The sequence below is a fragment of the Flavobacterium sp. YO64 genome (assembly GCF_004119505.1).
Lineage (GTDB): Bacteria > Bacteroidota > Bacteroidia > Flavobacteriales > Flavobacteriaceae > Flavobacterium > Flavobacterium oncorhynchi.
In genome coordinates this window covers 1-23,523 of sequence record NZ_NRQV01000046.1, presented here as the reverse complement: position 1 = coordinate 23,523, position 23,523 = coordinate 1, and the positions used below count along the sequence as shown (strand labels likewise).

The 23,523-nt window shown below is 33.5% G+C and carries 20 protein-coding genes; 9 read left to right on the top strand and 11 right to left on the bottom strand.

All coding sequences use genetic code 11. The features are described from left to right. Positions 1-119 precede the first annotated feature (119 nt). The 5 genes from BOW57_RS19615 to BOW57_RS19595 all read right to left on the bottom strand — a co-directional run bounded on the left by BOW57_RS19615 (position 120) and on the right by BOW57_RS19595 (position 6,163). Positions 120-821 carry a DUF2971 domain-containing protein gene (locus BOW57_RS19615; RefSeq protein ID WP_129056760.1) on the bottom strand — a complete coding sequence of 234 codons (702 nt, stop codon included), beginning with the start codon at positions 819-821 and terminating at the stop codon, positions 120-122. A 134-nt stretch (positions 822-955) separates the two neighbouring features. Beyond that, a complete protein-coding gene (locus BOW57_RS19610; protein ID WP_129056758.1) occupies positions 956-2,785 on the bottom strand; it encodes an ABC transporter ATP-binding protein in 1,830 nt (609 codons plus the stop codon). 76 nt (positions 2,786-2,861) lie between these two features. After that, positions 2,862-4,589 carry a phospho-sugar mutase gene (locus BOW57_RS19605; protein ID WP_089054153.1) on the bottom strand — a complete coding sequence of 576 codons (1,728 nt, stop codon included), beginning with the start codon at positions 4,587-4,589 and terminating at the stop codon, positions 2,862-2,864. A gap of 78 nt (positions 4,590-4,667) precedes the next feature. Continuing rightward, a complete protein-coding gene (locus BOW57_RS19600; RefSeq protein ID WP_129056755.1) occupies positions 4,668-5,624 on the bottom strand; it encodes a glycosyltransferase family 2 protein in 957 nt (318 codons plus the stop codon). Between the two features lie 8 nt (positions 5,625-5,632). Next, positions 5,633-6,163 (bottom strand): DUF4199 domain-containing protein, encoded by a 531-nt coding sequence (locus BOW57_RS19595; RefSeq protein WP_129056753.1) that lies wholly within the window; start codon positions 6,161-6,163, stop codon positions 5,633-5,635. Positions 6,164-6,411: 248 nt separating this feature from the next. On the opposite strand from BOW57_RS19595, the gene BOW57_RS19590 reads away from it, so the two are divergent. After that, the gene (locus BOW57_RS19590) at positions 6,412-6,666 is read left to right on the top strand and encodes a type B 50S ribosomal protein L31 (RefSeq protein WP_008464817.1); all 255 of its coding nucleotides are present in this window, start codon (positions 6,412-6,414) and stop codon (positions 6,664-6,666) included. A gap of 208 nt (positions 6,667-6,874) precedes the next feature. Further along, entirely contained in the window at positions 6,875-8,050 is a 1,176-nt protein-coding gene (locus BOW57_RS19585) for a GlmU family protein (RefSeq protein WP_129056751.1), read from the top strand. Between the two features lie 106 nt (positions 8,051-8,156). Here BOW57_RS19585 and BOW57_RS19580 read toward each other — a convergent pair whose 3' ends face one another. Beyond that, positions 8,157-8,600 (bottom strand): PepSY-like domain-containing protein, encoded by a 444-nt coding sequence (locus tag BOW57_RS19580; RefSeq protein WP_089054157.1) that lies wholly within the window; start codon positions 8,598-8,600, stop codon positions 8,157-8,159. Between the two features lie 200 nt (positions 8,601-8,800). Here BOW57_RS19580 and BOW57_RS19575 point away from each other — a divergent pair, with 200 nt between their 5' ends. Beyond that, positions 8,801-10,435, top strand: a complete 1,635-nt coding sequence (locus BOW57_RS19575; protein WP_129056749.1) for an ABC-F family ATP-binding cassette domain-containing protein — start codon at positions 8,801-8,803, stop codon at positions 10,433-10,435. A gap of 62 nt (positions 10,436-10,497) precedes the next feature. Here the strand turns inward: BOW57_RS19575 and BOW57_RS19570 are convergent, their stop codons facing one another. From BOW57_RS19570 to BOW57_RS19560, 3 genes are read right to left on the bottom strand one after another with little or no spacing between them, the layout of a single operon-like run. Continuing rightward, positions 10,498-11,655, bottom strand: a complete 1,158-nt coding sequence (locus tag BOW57_RS19570; RefSeq protein WP_129056747.1) for an ABC transporter permease — start codon at positions 11,653-11,655, stop codon at positions 10,498-10,500. 2 nt (positions 11,656-11,657) lie between these two features. Next, positions 11,658-12,611, bottom strand: a complete 954-nt coding sequence (locus BOW57_RS19565; RefSeq protein ID WP_129056745.1) for an HlyD family secretion protein — start codon at positions 12,609-12,611, stop codon at positions 11,658-11,660. Between the two features lie 12 nt (positions 12,612-12,623). Further along, a complete protein-coding gene (locus BOW57_RS19560; RefSeq protein WP_241687483.1) occupies positions 12,624-14,006 on the bottom strand; it encodes a TolC family protein in 1,383 nt (460 codons plus the stop codon). 263 nt (positions 14,007-14,269) lie between these two features. Between BOW57_RS19560 and BOW57_RS19555 the strand changes: the two genes are divergently transcribed. From BOW57_RS19555 to BOW57_RS19545, 3 genes are all read left to right on the top strand, one after another. After that, the gene (locus BOW57_RS19555) at positions 14,270-15,481 is read left to right on the top strand and encodes a hypothetical protein (RefSeq protein ID WP_129056741.1); all 1,212 of its coding nucleotides are present in this window, start codon (positions 14,270-14,272) and stop codon (positions 15,479-15,481) included. Positions 15,482-15,596: 115 nt separating this feature from the next. Next, positions 15,597-16,691 (top strand): porin, encoded by a 1,095-nt coding sequence (locus BOW57_RS19550; RefSeq protein WP_241687482.1) that lies wholly within the window; start codon positions 15,597-15,599, stop codon positions 16,689-16,691. Between the two features lie 20 nt (positions 16,692-16,711). Then, on the top strand, positions 16,712-18,142 hold the full coding sequence (locus BOW57_RS19545; RefSeq protein ID WP_089054164.1) for an anion permease: 1,431 nt from the start codon (positions 16,712-16,714) through the stop codon (positions 18,140-18,142). Here the strand turns inward: BOW57_RS19545 and BOW57_RS19540 are convergent. Next, positions 18,139-18,423 (bottom strand): GNAT family N-acetyltransferase, encoded by a 285-nt coding sequence (locus BOW57_RS19540; RefSeq protein WP_089054231.1) that lies wholly within the window; start codon positions 18,421-18,423, stop codon positions 18,139-18,141. The genes BOW57_RS19545 and BOW57_RS19540 overlap by 4 nt on opposite strands. 309 nt (positions 18,424-18,732) lie before the next feature. Between BOW57_RS19540 and BOW57_RS19535 the strand changes: the two genes are divergently transcribed. After that, positions 18,733-19,392, top strand: coding sequence for an alpha/beta hydrolase (locus BOW57_RS19535; protein WP_129056737.1), 660 nt, complete (start codon positions 18,733-18,735; stop codon positions 19,390-19,392). Between the two features lie 250 nt (positions 19,393-19,642). Here BOW57_RS19535 and BOW57_RS19530 read toward each other — a convergent pair whose 3' ends face one another. Next, complete coding sequence (locus BOW57_RS19530) at positions 19,643-20,158, bottom strand: hypothetical protein (protein WP_089054166.1); 516 nt, start codon at positions 20,156-20,158, stop codon at positions 19,643-19,645. A 165-nt stretch (positions 20,159-20,323) separates the two neighbouring features. On the opposite strand from BOW57_RS19530, the gene rpmH reads away from it, so the two are divergent. Both rpmH and carB read left to right on the top strand, forming a co-directional pair. Continuing rightward, a complete protein-coding gene (gene rpmH, locus BOW57_RS19525) occupies positions 20,324-20,485 on the top strand; it encodes a 50S ribosomal protein L34 (protein WP_008464848.1) in 162 nt (53 codons plus the stop codon). 146 nt (positions 20,486-20,631) lie between these two features. Continuing rightward, positions 20,632-23,487: a carbamoyl-phosphate synthase large subunit gene (gene carB / locus BOW57_RS19520; protein ID WP_129023552.1), complete on the top strand. Its 2,856-nt coding sequence runs from the start codon at positions 20,632-20,634 to the stop codon at positions 23,485-23,487. Positions 23,488-23,523 lie beyond the last annotated feature (36 nt).

The following is a 23,523-nucleotide window of genomic DNA, read 5'->3' as shown; positions in this document are numbered from 1 at the left end:
TAACTAATACTAGTTACTTATAGATTTTTTTGTTTGATTCAAAAATGAATCAAGAAATCTTCTTAGTATGTGGCAATAAAAAAAACTTAGTGCCTCAGAATCTTAGCACCTTAGCAGCTTCATATCAATATATCACTTTCCAAATCTGATTTTTCGATGTCAAAATCATGATCTAGTTTGTGAACTAAATCAATTACAAGTTTTTTATACCAGTTCTCCGATTTAGGGTGTATATAGATTTTTTCGATAAGGTATTTAAGGTCAACATTGATTCTTAAACCATCGTTTATTTTTAGACTGCTTTTAGAAGTATCGGTAATAATTCGGACTTCGCGTTCGTATTGAAAGCTTTTTCTTTTGAATAAAAACGGAAAGAATAAATCGTCAAACGGAATATATTCTCTTTTGTAATCGATGTAATTTACTTCGCCTATATATTGGTCGAAATTGTTCTCTGGTTTTAAAGCTTTTTGTAATCTTCCAATTGTAGACTGAATGGCTAATCCTTCGCTGTTTTGAGTAAAAATCTGCCACATTGCAAACGATTCGTATTCATTTATATGCCAGCTGCTGATTGCAACTTTTTCGCGATGTGTTTTGTAGTAACTCAGGAAGTCAGGATTGTCAACTGCAAGTTTTTTTATTTCTTCGTAAGTAGGTTCGCTGAAAGTGCCTTCGTATTGATCTTCAAATTTGTCAGAACGAGACATAAATAACTTCTTCGAAAGTAATAAGTCTAGAAATTTAGATAAATCAAGATATTTCCAAACAATGGTATTAGGATCATCTGGCAGTTTGATATTAGGGTTGTTAATATACATTTTAGGAAGCGTTAAAAAGTTTATTCTTTAACTAACCTAAAGTTATAAAAATAAACACAGATTAAAGAAATTAAAATCAGGTTTAATAATTCTTTAATCTGTGTTCGTTTATTTGTTAAGTTTTGGTTTTGTGCTTAAGACTCGAAAGACTGCATAGTTACCAGTTTATTATAAGTTCCGTTGTGAGCAATTAGTTCATCATGTGTTCCTTGCTCAACAATTTTTCCTTTTTGCATTACCACGATTATGTCTGCTTTTTGAATTGTCGAAAGACGGTGGGCAATTACAATAGAAGTTCTGTTTTGCATCATATTTTCTAAAGCGATCTGAACAAATTTTTCGCTTTCAGTATCTAATGCAGAAGTTGCTTCGTCCAAAATCATAATCGGCGGATTTTTTAATACCGCTCTTGCAATCGATAAACGTTGTTTTTGTCCTCCAGAAAGCTTGTTTCCGCTGTCTCCGATATTGGTATAAATTCCCTGCGGAAGATCTTTTACGAACTCATATGCATTCGCGATTTTCAAAGCTTCAATTATTTCATCATCACTAGCATCTAGTTTTCCTAATGAAATGTTGGCCTTAATAGTATCATTAAATAAAATACTGTCTTGCGTTACTAATCCCATTAAGCTTCGAAGCGATTGCAGATTCATATCCTTAATGTTGATGCCGTCAATAGAAATTGTTCCGTCGTTTACATCATAAAAACGAGTTAATAAGTTTGCAATAGTACTTTTTCCGCTTCCAGATTGACCGACAAGTGCAACAGTTTGTCCTTTTTTAATTTGAAGAGAAAAGTCTTTTAGAACAGCTTCTTCTTCGTATTTAAAGTTGATGTTTTTAATGTCGATATTATCGTCAAAAGTCGATTTCTCAATAGCATTTTCTTTAGAAACAATAGTGTTTTCTTGTTCCAAAATTTCAAGAACACGTTCTGCTGCGGCATTTCCTCTTTTTACTCCATAAGAAGCTTTAGAAATAGCTTTTGCGGGAGTTAGAATATTATAAGCCAATCCCATGTAAGCGATAAAAGCGGCGCCTTCTAAAGTTTTATCAATTAAAACCATCTGTCCGCCGTACCAAAGTAAAATGGCAATAACAGTAATTCCCATAAACTCACTCGCAGGAGAAGCTAAGTTCTGGCGGTTTCCAATACTGTTTGATAAATTGAAAAAGCGTTCTGTCGAATTTTGAAAAACGGTATTAAAGTAATTTTCAGAATTATATCCCTTTACTACTTTTAATCCGCCAATTGTTTCTTCGATAGTCGATAGAAATCTTCCTTGTTCTTCTTGAGCTTTTGTAGATTGTTTTTTAAGTTGTTTTCCAATCAATGAAATGATATATCCTGAGACTGGAATAAAAATAAAAACAAACAAAGTCAGTTTTGCACTGATGATAAGCATAGTAGCTATCGTAAAAATAATGGTTAAAGGCTCTTTTACAATAAGTTCTAAGATTGCTAAAAATGAGTTTTGAACTTCGTTTACATCTGCAGAAATTCTAGAAATTACATCTCCTTTTCTTTTTTCAGAATAAAAAGCCAAAGGAAGTTCTAGTGTTTTTTTGTACAAAGCATTTCTCATGTCTTTTAAAACACCATTTCTCAAAAAATTGATAAAAAACATCGCCAAATAATCGGCTAAATTTTTTAATAAAAAGATTGAGATGATTATAGCAACCATAATGGAAAGAACGTAACCAGATTCGTGAGTTCCTTTTGTTGTGGTAATATAGTAGCTTAAATAGTCTTCTCCGTATTCTTTAAGCTGTAAAATTCCTTTAAATACGGGTTTTACATTGTTTGCTTTTGTTTTGTCAAATAACACCTGAAGCATCGGTATTAAAGCAACAAACGAAAGCGTGCTAAAAAGCGCATACAGAACATTAAAAAAAATGTTTAAGAATGCATATTTTTTATATGGGTATATAAAAGGAACTATTTTTTTGAAATTACTCATTTTGGTGTTTTTTACCATTAAAACCCGATAGTTTAAAGAAACATATCGGGTTTTTGAATATTGTATTTGTATTTTATTATTTCAATTGCATATCTGCAATGATGTTTTGAATTTTCCCGTCTAAGAAACTTTCGGCATCGTCAAAATCTTGAACTGATTCTAATTCGGCATTTACACTGATGTAGAACTTAATTTTTGGTTCCGTTCCACTTGGTCTTGCACAAATTTTAGAACCGTCTTCAGTATAATAAATCAATACATTTGATTTTGGAATATCCATTGAAGATTCTTCATTTGTCAATAAGTTCAATGCAGTCGATGATTGATAATCTTCAACCATAATTACACGTTGACCATTTACTTCTTTTAGAGGGTTTTGGCGTAGATTAATCATCATTTGATTAATTTCTTCTAAACCTTCCATTCCTTTTTTAGTTAATGAAACTAAATATTCTTTGTAAAAACCATTTTCCACATAAAGTTGTAAAAGTTCTTTGTAAACAGAGCTTCCGGCTGCTTTTGCTTGAGCAGCAACTTCGCATATTAATAAGGTAGCGGCAACAGCATCTTTATCTCTAACAGCATCGCCAACCATAAAGCCAAAGCTTTCTTCTCCACCTCCAATAAACTGAAGTTCAGGAAAATCTTTGATCATTTTAGCGATCCATTTAAATCCTGTTAAACCAACTTTGCATTCTACGCCGTAACTTGTAGCCAGCTCCATCATCATTGGAGTTGAAACGATTGTTGAGCCTATAAATTGTTTTCCGTTAAGTTTACCTGCTTTTTTCCATTGTTTCAATAAGAAAGAAGTCATTAAAATCATGGTTTGATTTCCGTTAAGTAAAATCATTTTACCATCATTGTTTCTTACAGCAACTCCTAGACGATCGCAATCAGGATCTGTTCCTATTACAATATCTGAATTGGTTTTGTCTGCCAAAGCCAAAGCCATTGTTAAAGCTTCTGGTTCTTCTGGATTTGGAGATTTTACTGTTGGGAAATCACCGTTTGGTTCAGCTTGTTCTGGAACAATGTGTACGTTTGTGTATCCAGCTTGTGATAAAGTATCTGGAACAGATTTTATAGAAGTTCCGTGCAATGAAGTAAACACAATATGTAAATTGTCTTTGGCTTCAGCCGGAGTATTAAAACTTGCGTTTTCGATAGATGATTTTACAAATGCTTTGTCAATTTCAGTATCGATATATTGAATTAAGCTCTCATTTGCATTGAACTTAATTTTATCGTAACTTAAATTTTCGATCACATTAATAATAGCAGCATCTTGCGGAGGAACAATTTGTCCGCCATCTTCCCAATACACTTTATATCCGTTATATTCGGGAGGATTGTGTGAGGCAGTAAGAACGATTCCGCATTGACAGCCTAAATATTTAAGGGCAAAAGACAATTCAGGAGTTGGACGCATGTCAGAAAACAAATAAACCTGAATTCCGTTTGCGGAGAAAACATCGGCAACCACTTTTGCTAAAGTGTTGCTGTTGTGACGACAATCGTAAGCGATAACTACTTTTAAAGGCTGATTTGGAAAAACTTCGTGAAGATAGTCAGAAAGACCCTGAGTGTTTTTTCCAAGTGTATATTTGTTGATTCTGTTATTTCCAACACCCATAACACCGCGCATTCCACCAGTTCCAAATTCTAGATTTTTATAAAAACTTTCTTCAAGTTCTTTTGGTGAAGTAGTCATTAATTCTTTAACAGCTGCTTGGGTTTCTTTGTCAAATGTTGGTGTCAACCATTCGTTTACAGCATTCAATATGTTAGGTGCTATATTCATGTAAATGTCTTTTTAATATTTTTTAAATAAAAATAAGTTTTTTCAGGAGCAACTCTGTGATGAGGTGTGATATTTTAGTTAAAAATTAACCTCTCTTGAAACCTTGTAACGTTCCTCGTTGTTTTTGGTTCTCAAAATGATTTCACCTAGAAAACCTGCTAAAAAAAGCTGAGTTCCAAGAATCATTGTGGTTAACGCAATAAAAAACCACGGATTACTGGTTACGAGGCTGTACTTCATTCCGTTGTACATATGGTATAGTTTTGAAACACCAATGTATCCCGCAGATAGAAATCCGATAATAAACATTAACGAGCCTATCGCTCCAAATAAGTGCATTGGCCTTTTCCCGAATCTTGATAAAAACCAAATCGTAATTAAATCTAGAAAACCGTTTATGAAACGATCCATTCCAAATTTAGTTTCGCCGTACTTACGAGCTTGATGAATAACCACTTTTTCGCCAATTTTATTAAAACCAGCGTTCTTTGCTAAAACAGGAATATAACGGTGCATTTCACCAGATACTTCAATGTTTTTTACAACTGTATTGTTATATGCTTTTAGTCCGCAGTTAAAATCATTCAATTCAACTCCCGAAGTTTTTCTGGCAGCCCAGTTGAATAATTTTGAAGGCAGATTTTTCGCTACAACAGAATCGTAACGTTTCTTTTTCCAGCCAGAAACCAAATCGAATTTCTGAGCCGTGATCATTTCATATAATCCAGGAATTTCATCCGGACTATCTTGTAAATCGGCATCCATTGTAATAATTACATCGCCTTTTGCTTTTGCAAAACCAGCATGCAAAGCCTGCGATTTTCCAAAGTTTTTCATGAAACGAATCCCTTTTACATTTGGGTTTTCGTTTGAGAAACGTTCAATAATATTCCAAGAATCATCTGTACTTCCATCATCCACAAAAATGATTTCATAAGAGTAATTGTTAGATTGCATCACTTTAATAATCCATGTATAGAGTTCTTGAAGTGACTCCTCTTCATTTAGAAGCGGTATAAGTATAGATAAATTCATTTATATTTTTATTCTTGTGTAGATTTGCTTTTGAAAAATGCCGCTAAAATTAATCCTAAAATTGAGTAGCCGACAATACTGAAAATTAAAGCTTTTATTTGTTCTATAGTTGAGAAAGGACTGTTTTCTTTCATTTTAGCTAAAGCTTCATTTACAGCTGAAGCTGGTGTTCCAAACTTTTGTAAAGTTTCAGCCATGTATTTTATAAGTAACTCGTTTACGGTGTCTTTAGCGCCTGGATCGACTACATTAAATAATATAATACTAAATAAGGTAGAAATTGCTAAGGCAATTATAGTAGTTATAAAAAAAGTGGTAAATGCATCTTTAAACGAAAAAAAGCCATTGATTTCTTTTTTTGTTTTAACCAATAATAGGATGCCAATTATTAAATAAAGCACAAATGTTAGGCCGCCTACCCAGCCTGAAACAAATAATTTTAGATCTATAGCATACATTGCTGCAGTAATCAAAGCTAGGATGATTCCTAGAGTAATGCCGTAAGTAACTCCATTCTTTTTAATAACTTCATTAATCATATTTCTATAAGTTTAAAATTAATCCACAAATATAGTAATTCCCAGTATAATCGAAGATAAAAAAAGCTTTTCGAAATAAACTAAAAAAAAGTGGGCTAAGTATTTGTTTATTAAAAAAGAATTGTAAATTTGCACACTCAAAAATAATTAAATTTTTAAACAAAAAAGAGTAGAGTTGTTTATACCTTTTTCTAACCATGGAAAAGCTTCAAAATAAAAATGCTCTAAAACAATAAATAAAAGAAAAGATGAAAAAAGGAATTCACCCAGAAAATTACAGATTAGTTGCATTTAAAGACATGTCAAATGACGAAGTTTTTATCACTAAATCTACTGCAGATACAAAAGAAACAATTGAAGTTGACGGAGTTGAGTATCCAGTTGTAAAAATGGAGATTTCTAGAACATCTCACCCTTTTTATACTGGTAAATCTAAACTTATCGATACTGCAGGACGTATTGATAAATTCAAAACTAAATATGCAAAACACGCTAAAAAATAATAGCTGTTTACAATCATACAAAAGCCTTCCAATCGGAAGGCTTTTTTTGTACAATAATTTATTAGCCACGACTCGAGCGATAGCGAACTGGCGAAGCAATTCATGAATTAATTGCTAACTACTAAAACAATTTTAGTAAAAAAAATAAATATTTGTAACTTTGACCCTGATAACCAAATCAAGATTTTAACAAGTACAAATTTTATTTATGAATTATATTCTTTTTGACGGTCCGGTCCGAAATGCTTTACTGCCTTTTACTTTTACAAGACCTGTGGCTGATATTCTAATTGGAATTATGACGATTCGCCAAAAATGGGAATCACGTCTAGGTTCTACTATTACAACAATTACTGAGGATTACTTGTCTGCAAAATTTCCTATGGTTGAAATGGAAGAAAATGTAATGATCAACGCGGCATATTTACCAAATGATACACTGGCTGAATTAGTTTCTGATTTAAAAGAGAATCAGGCGATCTTTAAAGGCGATGATGTAATTGCTTTTTTTACAACAGAAAATCAAGAAGAAGTTGATTTCGATTCGTATGAAATTATTCAGTACAATGAAGATTGTTTAACAGTTGAACATACTTGGGATATTTTTTCTAAAAATGACGCTGCAATTCGTGCCGATTTTGCTTATTTGACAGAAGATAGAAAGTCGCAAGCAATTCCTAAGAGTGTAAATGTTATAGCGCCTGAGAATGTTTTTATTGAAGAAGGAGCAAAATTAGAGTTTGTAACTTTAAACGCATCAACAGGACCTATATATATAGGTAAGAATACTGAAATCATGGAAGGAACTGTGATTCGCGGTCCTTTTGCTTTATGTGAAAATGCTTCAGTAAAGCTTAATGCTAAAGTTTATGGTGCAACAACTGTTGGTCCAGGATCTAGAATAGGAGGAGAGGTTAAGAATTCTGTTCTTTTTGCCAATTCAAACAAAGGACATGACGGGTTTTTAGGAGATTCTGTTTTAGGAGAATGGTGTAATATTGGTGCAGACAGTAATAATTCAAACCTTAAGAATAATTACGAAGAAGTGAAATTGTGGAGCTATGAAACAGAAGGATTTGCAAAAACAGGTCTTCAGTTTTGTGGTTTAATGATGGGCGATCACAGTAAATGTGGTATCAATACTATGTTTAATACTGGAACTGTTGTTGGAGTAAGTGCTAATATTTTTGGTTCTGGATTTCCTAGAAATTTTGTTCCGAGTTTTTCTTGGGGTGGAGCAGCTGGTTTTACAACTTATGTAACCAAAAAAGCTTTCGAAACTGCCAAATTAGTTATGGGAAGACGAAATATTGCTTTTGATGAAATAGAAGCTTCAATTTTAGAGCATATTTTTGAAGAAACTAAAAAATGGAGAAAAGATTAATTGGATAATTAATCAATTTGAAAATTATATAATTTTTTGAACCCGACAGATTTTAAAATTTGTCGGGTTTTGATTTATAGTAGATTTTCTAATTTATCAGTTTTTGTTAATTGTCAATCTTAGTGAAATCTCCCTTTGTGTTGAATTTTAATTCTAAACCGTTTGTTAGTTTTGTTTCATAACCAAAAGATCCTAGTTCAATTTTGGTTACTTTTTCTTTAGGGAAATTTGCTTTTACGTAAGAGGCAATTTTTTTTGGGATGATAGACGTTGGAAGTTTAGCACCTTTACCGTCAACTTCTTTCCAGTTTCCTTTTTTATCAAATTCGATTTCAATTTTATTATCAAATTGAACTTTGTATTCTGTAGAGAGAATTTCTTTGTCTTCTAATATGTAGCTTGGCTTTTTCGATCCAAAGTGCGTTTTTAAGAAAGTTTGAGCATTTGCTGGCAAAGCTTCTTTTTTTATTACCGTTTTTTGTGCATGTGCAGAAAGTCCAAATAATAACGCCGCAATAAGGCTGGCAGTTAGGTTTAATTTAGTTCTCATATTTTGCTGATTTTTAAATTCTTATACAAGATAAGATTAAATTTTGGGAATATGTAGGAATATTGATGTAATTTAAAAAATCCTGCTGCTCTGTAATCTAAATAATATTGTCTAATACTCTAATTAATCTATCTTTGCAGCACGAAAAAAATGGGTAGTCAAATAAACGATTAACCGATTAAACAAATTCACAGAAAGTAATGATTACAGTTAACGATATTTCGGTTCAGTTTGGTGGAACTACATTATTTAGCGATGTTTCTTTTGCTATAAACGAAAATGATAAAATTGCCCTTATGGGTAAAAATGGTGCGGGAAAATCGACACTTCTAAAAATAATTTCAGGACAAAGCAAACCATCTACAGGAAGTATTTCTACACCAAAAGATGCTGTTGTGGCTTATCTGCCTCAGCATTTATTGACTAAAGACGGTTCTACTGTAATGGAAGAAGCTTCTAAAGCTTTTGGTGAGATTTTTAAAATGAAAGCCGAAATCGACGAAATCAATGAGCAATTAACGGTTCGTACGGATTATGAAAGTGATGCATACATGAAATTGATCGAGCGAGTTTCTGACTTAAGCGAGAAGTATTATGCAATTGAAGAAGTAAATTACGAAGCTGAAGTTGAAAAGATCTTAGTTGGTTTAGGTTTTGAAAGAGAAGATTTTACACGTCAAACTTCTGAATTTTCTGGAGGATGGAGAATGCGTATTGAATTGGCTAAAATTTTACTTCAAAAACCAGATTTGATTTTACTGGATGAGCCGACTAACCACATGGATATTGAAAGTATTCAATGGCTGGAAGAATTTTTATTAACTTCGGCCAAAGCAGTAGTGGTAATTTCGCACGATAGAGCATTTGTAGATAATATTACAAATCGTACAATCGAAGTAACAATGGGAAGAATTTACGATTATAAAGCTAAATATTCTCATTACTTAGAACTTAGAAAAGACCGTCGTATTCATCAGCAGAAAGCTTACGATGAACAGCAAAAAATGATTGCTGACAATAGAGCTTTTATTGATCGTTTTAAAGGAACGTTTTCAAAAACCGACGCAGTACAATCACGTGTAAAAATGCTTGAGAAGCTTGAAATTGTTCAAGTTGATGAGGTAGATACTTCTGCATTGCGTTTGAAGTTTCCGCCGGCAGCACGTTCTGGACAATATCCGGTTGTAGTAAAAGATATGTCTAAATCCTATGGAGATCATGTCGTTTTTAAAGATGCAAATGTTGTAATTGAGCGCGGTCAAAAAGTTGCTTTTGTTGGTAAAAATGGAGAAGGAAAATCGACCATGATCAAAGCAATTATGAAAGAGATTGGTGTTGATGAAGGAAGTGTTGAAATTGGACATAATGCACAAATTGGATATTTCGCTCAAAATCAGGCTTCATTGTTAGATGAAAATGCAACTATTTTTGAAACTATCGATGCAATTGCAGTAGGAGATATTCGTACACAGATTAAAAATATTCTTGGAGCGTTTATGTTTCAAGGTGATGATATCACTAAGAAAGTAAAAGTGCTTTCTGGTGGAGAAAAAACACGTTTGGCAATGATTAAATTGTTGTTAGAACCAGTGAATTTATTGATTCTGGATGAGCCTTCGAATCACTTGGATATGAAGACAAAAGATATTATTAAAGATGCTTTGCGTGATTTTGACGGGACATTAATCTTAGTTTCTCACGACCGTGATTTCCTTGACGGATTAGCAACTAAGGTTTTTGAATTTGGAAACAAACGTGTAAAAGAGCATTTTGAAGATGTGGCAGGTTTCCTTGCGCATAAAAAAATGGATTCTATGAGAGAGATTGAAAAATAATTCTCTCTTTAAAAAGTATAAAGGCATAAGTTGATTCTTATGCCTTTTTTTATGTCAAAAAATTATGCTTGTTTTAAAACGCTTTTCTTTTTAAAATACAAAGCAATGTAAGCGCCAATTGAGCAGACTAAACCAATAATGATCATATTCCACATTGGTTTTGTAGTTTGTGAAAAAGCACCGTCTTCAATAATTAGAATTCTAAAAGCTTTTAAGAAATGTGTCAATGGAATTACATTTGCAATTGCTTGAACAGCTTGAGGCATTTGACTTAAAGGCCAAGTAAAACCGCTCAAGATAAAGCTTGGAGTTGCAATCACCATCAAAATTTCTGTCGCTTTTAATTGATTAGGAACGACTACGCTTACCAAGATTCCAATGAAAGAAACAGAGAGTACAAATATTCCAGCAATAAAAGTAAGCGGTAGTAAATTTTCATAAAACGGAAGTCTGAACCATAAAGTAAAAAGCCAGTAAATAAGCCTGACTCCAAAGCTCATTATGAGATATGGAATTATTTTTACGGCAAGCATTTTGAAAATTGACGGACATCTTTTTACTAAATCTTTAAAAGTCCCGTTTTCAAATTCAGAAGCAAAAGAAAGTGCTAATCCCAGTAAAAGTACTTGTTGCAGTACCGTTGCAAGAACGCCCGGCCAAAGAAAATACATATAGTTGGTGCTGCGATTGTATTTTTTTATAAAAGTAGTTTTGAAAGGTTCGTATTGCGACATGAGTAAATTTTCAGGAACACCTTGTTTTCGTAATGTTTCAATTTGAACGCCTGCTTTTAATGTTCCTAAACAAATTTGTATAGCAGTCGAAGCATAATTAGCGGTTAGAACATTAGATGTATTTACAATGGTTGTGATTTCGGGATACTTTTTAGTGAGCGTCATTTTTTCAAAATCTTTTGGAATAATAACTACACAGGTTGCTTCTTTTTGAATGGCAATTTTAGAAAGATTATTTTGATCGTACAAAATAGAAGCAATCGATAAAACTTCATTATCCTCAAACATCTGAATTGCTTTTGAGCTTAATTCGCTTCGATCCTGATCAACCACAATTATGGGTAAATCGGTTACCTTGCCTTTTCCGTAAACATATCCCAATAAAACGCCATAGAGTATTGGTGCACCAATGAATAATATTCGGAGCACTTTGTTTTTCCAAAATAATTGAAATTCCCGTTTAAGCAATGAAAAAAAGTTTTGCATAGTTAAAGCGATAAAGTAACAGTTGTTTTTGTAATAAGATCTTTTGCCTGTTCCGTATTTGAAGGCGTTATTTTTATTTCAAATAAGCTTTCCTGCATTTCATAATCTGGATAAGCGGTAGCAATATTTCCGTAAGCTCCCAATTGTTTTATTGTAGTCACAGTCCCTTTAATATTTTCTTTTTTATACGGAACCTGTACCGTTATTTCTTGTCCTTTTTTAAACTTATCCAATTGTTTTTCAGGAATTGTAAAACGAAAATAAGTGCTGTCTGCAATATAGCCATTAAACAAAGTGTAGCCAGGTAATGCCAGTTCGCCAAGATTTAAAGTGATAGTCTCAATACTCATATTCTGCGGAGCAATTATATAGCGTTCCTTATTTGCAGTTTCTACTTCCTGCAATGCGCCAAGTGCTCTGTCTTGTTGTCCTAAAGCCATTGTTTGCTGTTCGATTCGAGCGCCTTTTTTTGCATCATCAAGTTCAGCAATAACAGCATTGTATTGTGCTTGCGCTCCTTGATATTTTGCAAAAGTTTCGTCGTAAGTTTGTTGAGAAATCAAAGAATCTTTGAGCATATTGGTTAATCGTTTGATCGATTTTTGAGCAAACTCATATTGTTCCTTCAATCCCATTTTTTTAGCTTCAAGCTGTTTTATTTGGTTTTCAGTAGCGCCTTTTACTGCCATTTTATATTGTGCTTGAGCCGAGATTACTGCGCCTTCAGCCTGACTTTTTTTAGCATCTACTTCTGGAATATCTAAAATTGCCAATGTGTCTCCTTTTTGAACAATATCTCCCTCCTTGACAAAGATTTTTAGAATCTTGCCAGGAATTTTGCTGACAACTGCAATTTGTTCTTTTTCTATTTTTCCTTGAATTGTATCCTCTTTTTTTGCTTTTTGACAGCTTATTAAAAGGAGAATTACGACAGCGGTTACTATTATTTTTTTCATAAAATAGAACTTTTATTTAGATATTTTTTTTGATAAATCGCCAGTAGCAATTATAGTTTCAATAGCAGCAAGTCTTTGTTCGATCAAAGTAGTTGTTTTGTTTACGGATGCTTTATAAGAGTCGTTTTCTGCTTCAAGACGTTCTGATATGTTGATTAAGCCTTCTTTATACTGTTTTATCGCAAGATTTAAATTATTGTTTGCTACTTTTTCCTGCTGCTGTGTAATGTCTATTTTTTGAGTCAGCACACTATAATCAACAAGATTTTTTTCCAGCAGAAGTTCGAGTTTTTCTTTAGTATCGTCAATTTGGTTTTGAACCTGCTCAATATTGATTTTGGCTTCGTGCACTTTGTGTTTTCTTTCAAAACCAGAAAAAACTTCCCATTTCATAGCGGCTCCTACAACCCAGTTATTGCTTATTGTAACTTCGTTTAAACCTAAATATAAAGCTTGATTAATTCCAGTAATTATTGGAGTAGTAGCATTTGCATCAAAAAGACTAGAGTACGAAACACCTCCAAATGCTCCTAAAGTTGGCAGATAAGTTCCTTTCTCTTTCTTTAATAAATATTCATAAGCAGATTTAAACGATTCCAATGCTTTTATTTCTTGTTTATTTTGTGTGCTTAATTTTTCATCCGTTATTAAATAGGGGTTTAAGTCGTAATGAACATTTTCTATTTCACTAATAGAATAACCTGTTAAGTACTGGATTTTTTTATAAACTAATTTTCTTTTTCCGTCAAGCTCAATTTTTTTTGAAGTCAGTTCTAATGAGGCCAGCTTAATTTTGTCTCGATCATACGGAATTGCCAGTCCTTGTTCGATAGCTTTTGTAACGCGTTTTGTTTCAGTCTCTAATCTATTTTCGCTTTCTTTTAATAGTTTGTCTATTTCTTTTAACAATTCCAGTTGATCAAAAGTGTTGATGACTTCTTTTGTAATTTGATCCTTTTCAGATTCTTTCAGGAACATTGTTCCTTTGGTTTTTTCTCCAATAGCTTTTGCGCCATTCGGAATTTGCATACCGCTGAATAGTACGGTTTTTGCCATTACACTTCCGTTAAAGATGTTGCCGTAATTTTTAAAAGCAGTTTTACCATCAAATAAAGGATAGTTTACAATTGGAATAGTTGCCGTAGGAAGATCTACAGTAAGTTTGTTGTCGAAATAAGTATAAAGAGCACTCGCTTCAACTGTTGGAATATATTTATTCCAGACACTTTTTTCCTGAAGGTTTAATTTTTCAATGTCTAAATCTTTGTTTTTTAAAGAAGCACTTTTTTCAATAGCCTTCTGGATCGCATCATCCAAAGTCGATGAGACCTCTATTTGGCCATATCCACAGGTAATTGAAAGGAAAAAGAAAAAAATAAGTATATGTTTTTTCATCGCAATTTAGTTTCTATAATTTGACAAATCGTAAAACAGATTTTGTAAGACATTACAAAGGAGAAGATGTTCAGAAAGAACGCTTATTTACAAATATAAGAATATAAGTCTTACATTATTGGCTTTTTGAGAAGTAAATTAGGTCAAAAAGCCGTTTTGTTTAAATTTTATAGTATAAAACAGAAAGTTATAATGTTATGTTAAAACTTTGTCTGTTTTTTCATACCTTAGTCACTGCAAATCTTAATCAACTGACTATTAATATGAAAAAAAGTATTCTATTTTTTGTGATTTTAATGAGTAGTTTGTTTAATTCCTTGTTTTCTCAAACAAATGATGAACCTGTAGCTTTAGGTTTGCCTGGGGATAATCTTAATTTGTATGCAGTATTAGATATATTTCAAAAATCAAAAACTTTAGAAGATTTTGAAAAAGCATTAAATGATCCAGAAACTAAGGTTAATAATTTAGATTTAAATAATGATGGAGAAATCGATTATATTGAAATCGAAAGTCATAAAGAAGGAAATACACACGTAATTGTGCTTCAGGTAGCTGTAAATAGTAAGGAGACTCAGGATGTTGCAGTTATTGAAGTTGATAAAGACAAAAAAAATAATGTTCACGTTCAGGCAATTGGAGACGAAGATCTATACGGGAAAAATTATATAGTTGAACCTGCAGATACAGTTGCAGGAACACCAAATCCCGGTTATAAAGGAGATCAAACAGTAATTATAAATAACAATACAACTAATAATTATAATACCACAACCAGTCCAAGTTATGTAAATACAAGTGTGAGTGCATGGCCGGTAGTGTTGTTTTTGTTCTCTCCCATATATGTAGCTTACAGATCACCTTGGTATTGGGGGTATTACCCTCCATACTGGCGTCCGTGGCGTCCAGTTTATTATCATGATTATTGGGGTTATCACGGACATTATTACAGCAATCGTTATTACCGAAGAACTACCGTTATAAGAAATCCTAGATATTATAATAATTATGCCACTAGAAGAAATACATCTGTAGTAGTTAGGGATAACCGAGTTAACGGACGTTATAAGGGGACTTATAATGGCAGAGATTATAAAAGACCTGCGCCGGTAACGCCTTCAAGACCTTCAAGGCCGGGAAATAGTACAAGACCGGTAACTCGACCAACAAATCCGTCGACTAGACCTGGAGGAACAACTAGACCAGTAACGCGTCCAACAAATCCTGGTACAACAAGGCCGGTAACGCGACCAACAAACCCAACGACTAGACCTGGTGTAACAGACCCTGGTACAACAAGACCAGTAACTCGTCCTGCAAACCCGTCAACAAGACCTGCGGTACGACCAACGCAGCCTGTAACTCGTCCCGCAGCACCAGTAACACGACCTGCAACTCGTCCGGCGCCTAGTTCAGCACCAAATAGAAATACCGCGGCTCCAAGGCCGGCAAATCGAAGTTCGGATAGAAGATGAGTGGAGAATAAAAAGTAAGCAGAGATAATATTATACTAATTTTTTATTTAAAGTCTTTATGAATAAACCTTTACTAGTAAAAATTATTTTTATCCTTTTGATAATACCACACTTTATGAATGCCCAAACCGGGGCAGCTCAAACTGCAACAGATTCTGATGATGGTGTAAAGTATCCGCAGTTTCAATTTAAAGGGCTTTTTCAAGCTCGTTATTTAGAAAGTTTTGGTGACAATGTGGATGTAATGGGTGTTCATCATTCTACAGGAGATGCTACTCAAAGTACATTTGATATTAAAAGAATGCGTGTAGGATTGAATACAAAACTTAGCGAAGCTACGGAAGTTGTAATATTGGTAAATCTAGCCGATTTTAAATCAGATACAAAAGGAAAGGTGCTGGAGAATGCTTATGCAAAATATACTTTTAATAAATATATAGCGATAACAGGCGGGCAATTTCGTCCGGCTTTTGGTATCGAGGAATTGGTTCCTGTGGACATTATTAAATCTTTCGATTTCTCTAATCAATATTATGAATTTGGAAAAAATGGATGGACAAGTTTTCAAATTGGAGCTTCGGTAAGCGGAAATTTTGACATTGGTAAAATTCCAGTAAATTATGCTGTTTCAGTTTTAAACGGAAACGGAAAAAATCAGGAAATGGACAAAGATAATGGTAAGCAGTATTCTACACGCTGGGTATTTGGATTATCAAAAGAACATAAAATAAATCTTGGATTAAATGCTGGAACAGGTAAAGTTTTCAAGGAAAAAGTTTTTGCTTTTGGAGCTGATATTACCAGCGATTTTAAGCTGACAGATAAATTTACTTTTGATTTACAAATAGAGTACAAGCAAGGAACAAATCATAATTTATATTTTTCTTTACCTGTTGATACGAGAACTCCAGATGTTTCTGATTATCAAATGCGCGGGATTTATTTTCTGCCTAATTTAAGATACTCTGTTAATTACAAAAAATTAACTTCGTTAGAGTTGTCCTGTCGTTTTGAAAGTTTCGATCCGAGTTATAAAATTAATTCGAATGTTAGGCAGACTTATACACCAATGATTAGTTTTGAATTTGGAAAAGCGTATACAGGCCGTATCGAAATGGGATTTGAAATTGACAAGTATGCCCGCAATATCCCAGACACCTCTTCTTATAATGATAATTTGTTTCTAATTCAGTTTCAATGTAGACTATAGTCTAATTTAATCCTAATTTTATGAAAGAAGTAAAAATACCACAAACCTTAATTACGCTGGCAGTTGGAATTGCAATTTGGTTAATTCCTGCGCCAGATGGTGTAGTAATCGAAGCTTGGCATTTGTTTGCCATTTTTGTAGCCACAATTTTAGGAATTATTCTAAAAGCTGCGCCAATGGGTACAATGTGTATGATTGCCATTGCTTTAACTGCTTTTTCTCAAGTTTTGGCTCCTGGCGATGCAGGTAAATCAATTACTTTGGCCTTAAAAGGCTTTGGAGATAAAGTGATTTGGTTAATCGGAATATCGTTTTTTATAGCCAGAGGATTTATAAAAACAGGTTTAGGAAACAGAATTGCTTTTTTGTTTATTAGAATATTTGGAAAAAGTTCATTAGGGTTGGCGTATGGTTTAGGGTTGGCTGATTTGGTTTTGGCTCCAGCAGTGCCTAGTAATACGGCTCGAGGCGGAGGAATTATTTATCCTATTATGAAATCGATGTCAATGAGTTTTGGTTCTATGCCAGATCAACCCGAAACACATCGAAAATTGGGATCGTACCTTACCTTGAGCAGTTATAATGCAAATTTAATTGCGTCCTCTATGTTTTTGACAGGAACAGCAAGTAACCCCATGTGTCAAAAGTTTGCGCTTAATTTGGGAATAAAAATTTCTTGGATGTCGTGGGCGGCAGCGGCTATAGTTCCGGGTTTATGTGCCTTTTTTGTAATTCCTTTTGTATTATATAAAATTTATCCGCCTGAACTTAAAAAAACAGGAGATGCACCGCAAATTGCTGCTCAGAAATTGAAAGATATGGGGCCGATTACCCGTAACGAGTGGATGATGCTCTTAACGTTTTTTATTTTGTTGTTTCTTTGGATGACAGGTGATTTGTTTTCTATTGATGCCACAACAACAGCTTTTATAGGTTTAGTAATTTTGCTTTTAACTTCAGTTCTAACTTGGGATGATGTAAAAGCAGAAAAAGGAGCTTGGGACACAATTGTTTGGTTCTCAGTTTTAGTTATGATGGCCAGTTCGTTAAATGAACTTGGTTTTATAAACTGGTTTAGTAATGTAATAAAAGCAGAAATAGGAGGTTTAAGCTGGCAGATGGCATTTCCTATTATTGTGTTGGTATACTTTTTTAGTCATTATCTTTTTGCCAGCGCAACAGCTCACGTAGCGGCAATGTATGCGGCGCTTTTAGGAGTAGGAGTTTCGTTAGGAGTTCCTGGATTGCTTTTGGCTTTTATGCTTGGTTTTGTGGGGTCAATTTATGGAACTTTAACGCATTATGGTCACGGGCCGGCACCTGTTTTTTTCGGGAGCGGCTACGTAGATTTAAAAAGCTGGTGGGTCAAAGGTTTAATAACTGGACTTGTAATGCTCTTTATTTATATGGTAATCGGCGGTATGTGGCTTAAGTTGATAGGCGATTTTTAGATTCTAATTCCCGGAGGAAGCAATTCTTTGTATTTTGGGTTTTTCTTGAAAAAAGAAACAATTTTTGGATGGATTGGAACTACTCTCAATTTTTTTTCTGTGCTCAGCTCCATTATGTTTTTAAGTAATGTGTCGATTACAGGTTGATTTTCGTAGTTTTCTGGAGTGTTGATTTTTGTTAGGAAAATTTTCTTTTCCTGAAATGAATATTCAATGCTTAATAATCCTTCTGGAACTGTGGTTTCAAATTGTCTTGCAAAAGTATTGTCTTTGATTTCCATAGTAATTTCAATAGATTCCATAATTTGTCATGTTTTTATTAGTCGTTAATATGTAATAGAGAATGGGGTGGAACAATCTCATGTAGAATTCTTTTTGAAAATTTTAAAAAATGTCGGACTACAAAGGTAATCATTTGATTTTCAATATTAGATTATTTTTTAAAATCTCTATTTCGGTCTGGAATCAGTTCTTTTTTCTCGTTTATTTTTTTAGAGTTTAATTATGGTGTAAGATTTGCTGTGTATATAACTAAAAAAAGTACTTTTAACTTGAAATTATAGCCGTAATTATAATCCATTTTCAAACTAATGAGCAAAATTCCTGTATATTTTATGCCCGGTTTAGCAGCAAGTCCTGCCATTTTTGAAAGAATCAAACTAGATGAAACTATTTTTGAAATGTGTTTATTGGAATGGGAAATTCCAAAACCAAAAGAATCATTGTCTGATTATGCCCTGCGAATCAGCAAAAATATAAAACATGAAAATCCAGTTTTAATAGGAGTTTCTTTTGGAGGAATTTTGGTTCAGGAGATAGCAAAACACATTCAAGTCAGAAAAGTAATTATTATTTCAAGTGTTAGGAGTAATGTTGAGTTTCCTAGAAGAATGAAAATTGGAAAAACAACAAAAGCCTATAAACTGATTCCAATGAAGTTAATTTTAAACATTGAGAATCTTGCAAAATACTCTTTTGGCGAAAAAGTCAATAAACGTATTAAGTTGTATGAGAAGTTTTTAGCTGTTCGTGATCTTAATTATTTACAATGGGCAGTAGAATCAGTTATTTTATGGGATAGAAATCAAATCGATGAAAAAGTGATTCATATTCACGGAGATCAAGATGATGTTTTTCCTATAAAGTATATTAACAGCTGTATTGTTGTAAAAGGCGGAACCCATATTATGATTCTCAATAAGTATAAATGGTTGAATGAGAATCTGCCTTCTATTATATTAGAGAATTAAATTCCAATTCTCTGAGATTCTAGCGCAATCTTGTCATTTCGACGAAGGAGAAATCTCCGCAAGTAGCTCGACAAAGATTATCGATTTTGATTATAGAGTTGCTCGTGAAGATTTCTCCTTCGTCGAAATGACAAACTAAGCGTTGGTCTTGTGTTAGAAAGAAAATTTAAAATAAAAAAAATCCCAAATTCACAATTAATTAGAATTTGGGATTTTAATCCCGATAGCTATCGGGATATAATTTAGAAAATTAGATTTTCTTCATTTGTTCTTTCATCATTGAGATTTGCTCTTTCAGCATTCCTTGTTTGTCTAATTTTTTAGCTTCAGCTAATAAATTTGTCGCTTCAAGTTTTCTTCTGCGTGACATTGCAACTCCTGCAAGGTTTAATTTTGCTACGGCTAGATCCATATCCATTGATAATCCAAGCTCGATTGCTTTTTTGAAATGTTTCTCAGCTTGAATAAGATTTGTTTGAGATAACATAATTCCGTGAAGATAATTAAAATAACCTTGTTGCTTTCTTACTAATGCAGTTTCAGGGTTTTTAATATAAGATAACCATTTTTTTGCTCCTTCAAAGTCTTGTTTTCTTAATTTAAGGAAGGCTAAAAGGATAAATTCATTTTTAAAGTAAAGAAAAATTGGAATTGCAGTTAGTAATAAAAGGAATATTCCGTTACCTATATTGCTTTCTGTAAATTGCCAGATGCCAGCTACTACAAGTAATCCAGCTAAAATAAGTTTGATAATTTTATTAAACATAATTGATGTATATTTGTGATTGCAAATATAGTAAAATGAATTAAAAATATTTTTATTAAAGTACTTGCCAGAAAAAAAAGTCTTTGTATATTTGCACTCGGTTTTGGAATAAGGATCTCCAAAACAGAAAAAGAGATATTAGATACCATTTAAAGATACAAAGCAATGAGCAAAAGAACATTTCAACCATCGAAAAGAAAAAGAAGAAATAAGCACGGATTTATGGACAGAATGGCTTCTGCGAATGGAAGAAAAGTTCTAGCGCGTAGAAGAGCAAAAGGAAGACATAAATTAACTGTTTCTAGCGAGCCTAGACACAAAAAATAATGTTTGTATAAACATACATAAGGCGATTACTTTTTTAGTATCGCCTTTTTTTATACCTTGTCGGTAATAAATTTGTAACATTCTAGTTTCTAAAGCACTGTGAATGTTTTTTGAATACATTATAATAACTACACAATACATACAAAATGCCTAAAGACACATCAATAAAATCAGTTTTAATAATAGGTTCAGGACCTATTGTTATTGGTCAAGCTTGCGAATTCGATTATGCGGGATCTCAATCTGCACGCTCGATTCGTGAAGAAGGAATTGAAGTTATCTTGATAAACTCAAATCCAGCGACGATTATGACCGACCCAACCATGGCCGATCATGTTTATTTGAAACCACTAACTACAAAATCGATTATTGAAATTCTAAAGGAACATCCACAAATTGACGCTGTTTTGCCAACTATGGGAGGACAAACGGCTTTGAACTTGTGTTTGGAAGCTGAAGAAAAAGGAATTTGGCAGGATTTCGGCGTAAAATTAATCGGGGTTGATGTAAATGCAATTAACATTACCGAAGACAGAGAGCAGTTTAAACAGCTTTTAGAAAGAATTAATGTGCCAACTGCACCTGCAAAAACAGCTACTTCATATTTAGAAGGAAAAGAAATTGCTCAGGAATTTGGTTTCCCGCTTGTAATTCGCCCTTCGTTTACACTTGGTGGAACTGGAGCAGCAGTTGTTTACAAAAAAGAAGATTTTGATGAGCTTTTAACTCGCGGACTTGAAGCTTCTCCAATTCATGAAGTTTTAATTGATAAAGCTTTGATGGGATGGAAAGAATATGAGTTAGAACTTTTGAGAGATAAAAATGATAATGTTGTAATTATCTGTTCGATCGAAAATATGGATCCAATGGGAATCCATACTGGAGATTCGATTACAGTAGCACCTGCGATGACATTATCAGATACAACTTTCCAAAAATTACGTGACTACGCGATCTTGATGATGAGAAGTATCGGAAATTTTGCTGGAGGTTGTAACGTACAATTCGCAGTTTCACCAGACGAAAAAGAAGATATCGTTGCGATCGAAATTAATCCTCGTGTATCTCGTTCTTCTGCTTTAGCATCAAAAGCAACAGGTTACCCAATTGCTAAAATTGCTTCTAAACTGGCTTTAGGATACAATCTTGATGAATTGCAAAACCAAATCACAAAATCAACTTCGGCTCTTTTTGAACCAACTTTAGATTATGTAATCGTAAAAATACCTCGTTGGAACTTTGATAAATTTGAAGGTGCTGATAGAACTTTAGGGCTTCAAATGAAATCTGTTGGTGAAGTAATGGGAATTGGGCGTTCTTTCCAAGAAGCATTACACAAAGCAACTCAATCTTTAGAAATTAAAAGAAATGGTTTAGGCGCTGACGGAAAAGGATATAAAAACTACGAACAAATTATCGAGAAACTGACTTTTGCAAGTTGGGATCGTGTTTTTGTAATTTATGATGCGATTGCAATGGGAATTCCATTGAGCCGTATTCATGAAATCACAAAAATCGATATGTGGTTCTTAAAACAATACGAAGAACTTTATACTTTAGAGAAAGAAATTTCTAACTATAAAGTATCAAATCTTCCAAAAGAGCTTTTGCTTGAAGCGAAACAAAAAGGTTTTGCCGACAGACAAATTGCTCACATGGTAAATTGCTTAGAAAGTGAAATTCATACTTTACGTATGGATCAAAATATTAACCGTGTGTTTAAGTTAGTAGATACTTGTGCGGCTGAGTTTAAAGCAAAAACACCATATTACTATTCTACTTTTGAAGCTGAAATCGAAAAAGCAAACGGCGAGCGCTACGTAGATAACGAAAGCATTGTAACGGATAGAAAGAAGATCATCGTTTTAGGTTCTGGACCAAACAGAATTGGACAAGGAATCGAGTTTGATTATTCTTGTGTACACGGAGTTTTGGCAGCAAAAGAATGTGGTTACGAAACGATCATGATCAACTGTAATCCAGAGACAGTTTCGACTGATTTTGATACAGCAGACAAATTGTACTTCGAGCCAGTTTTCTGGGAGCATATTTATGACATCATTCAACATGAAAAACCAGAAGGTGTAATTGTTCAGTTAGGCGGGCAAACAGCTTTGAAGTTAGCTGAAAAATTATCTAAATACGGAGTAAAAATCATTGGAACTAGTTTTGATGCACTTGACTTAGCAGAAGATAGAGGACGTTTCTCAGATTTACTAAGAGAATTACACATTCCTTTCCCACAATTCGGAATCGCTGAAACGGCGGATGAAGCTTCTGCTCTTGCAGATACTTTAGATTTCCCATTATTGATTCGTCCTTCTTATGTATTAGGAGGTCAGGGAATGAAAATTGTAATCAACAAAAAAGAATTAGAAGAGCACGTAATCAACTTGTTGAAAACGATTCCAGGAAATAAATTACTTCTAGATCACTATTTAGCTGGAGCAATCGAAGCTGAAGCGGATGCAATTTGTGATGCTGACGGAAACGTGTACATCATAGGAATTATGGAGCATATCGAACCTTGCGGAGTTCACTCTGGAGATAGTAATGCTACTTTGCCTCCTTTTAACTTAGGGGAGTTTGTGATGCAGCAAATAAAAGATCATACAGAAAAAATTGCGAGAGCTTTGAAAACTGTTGGTTTAATCAATATTCAGTTCGCTATAAAAGACGATACAGTTTACATCATCGAAGCAAATCCAAGAGCTTCTAGAACGGTGCCATTTATTGCAAAAGCATACGGTGAGCCTTATGTAAACTATGCTACAAAAGTAATGTTAGGACATAGTAAAGTAACTGATTTTGATTTTAACCCACAATTAAACGGGTTTGCGATCAAACAGCCGGTTTTCTCTTTCAGTAAATTCCATAATGTAAACAAAGCATTAGGACCAGAAATGAAATCAACAGGAGAAAGCATCTTGTTTATTGATGACTTAAAAGACGATCAATTCTACGAATTGTACTCTAGAAGAAAAATGTATTTGAGTAAATAATCTCAAATTCTAATATAAAAAAAAAGCTACCAATAG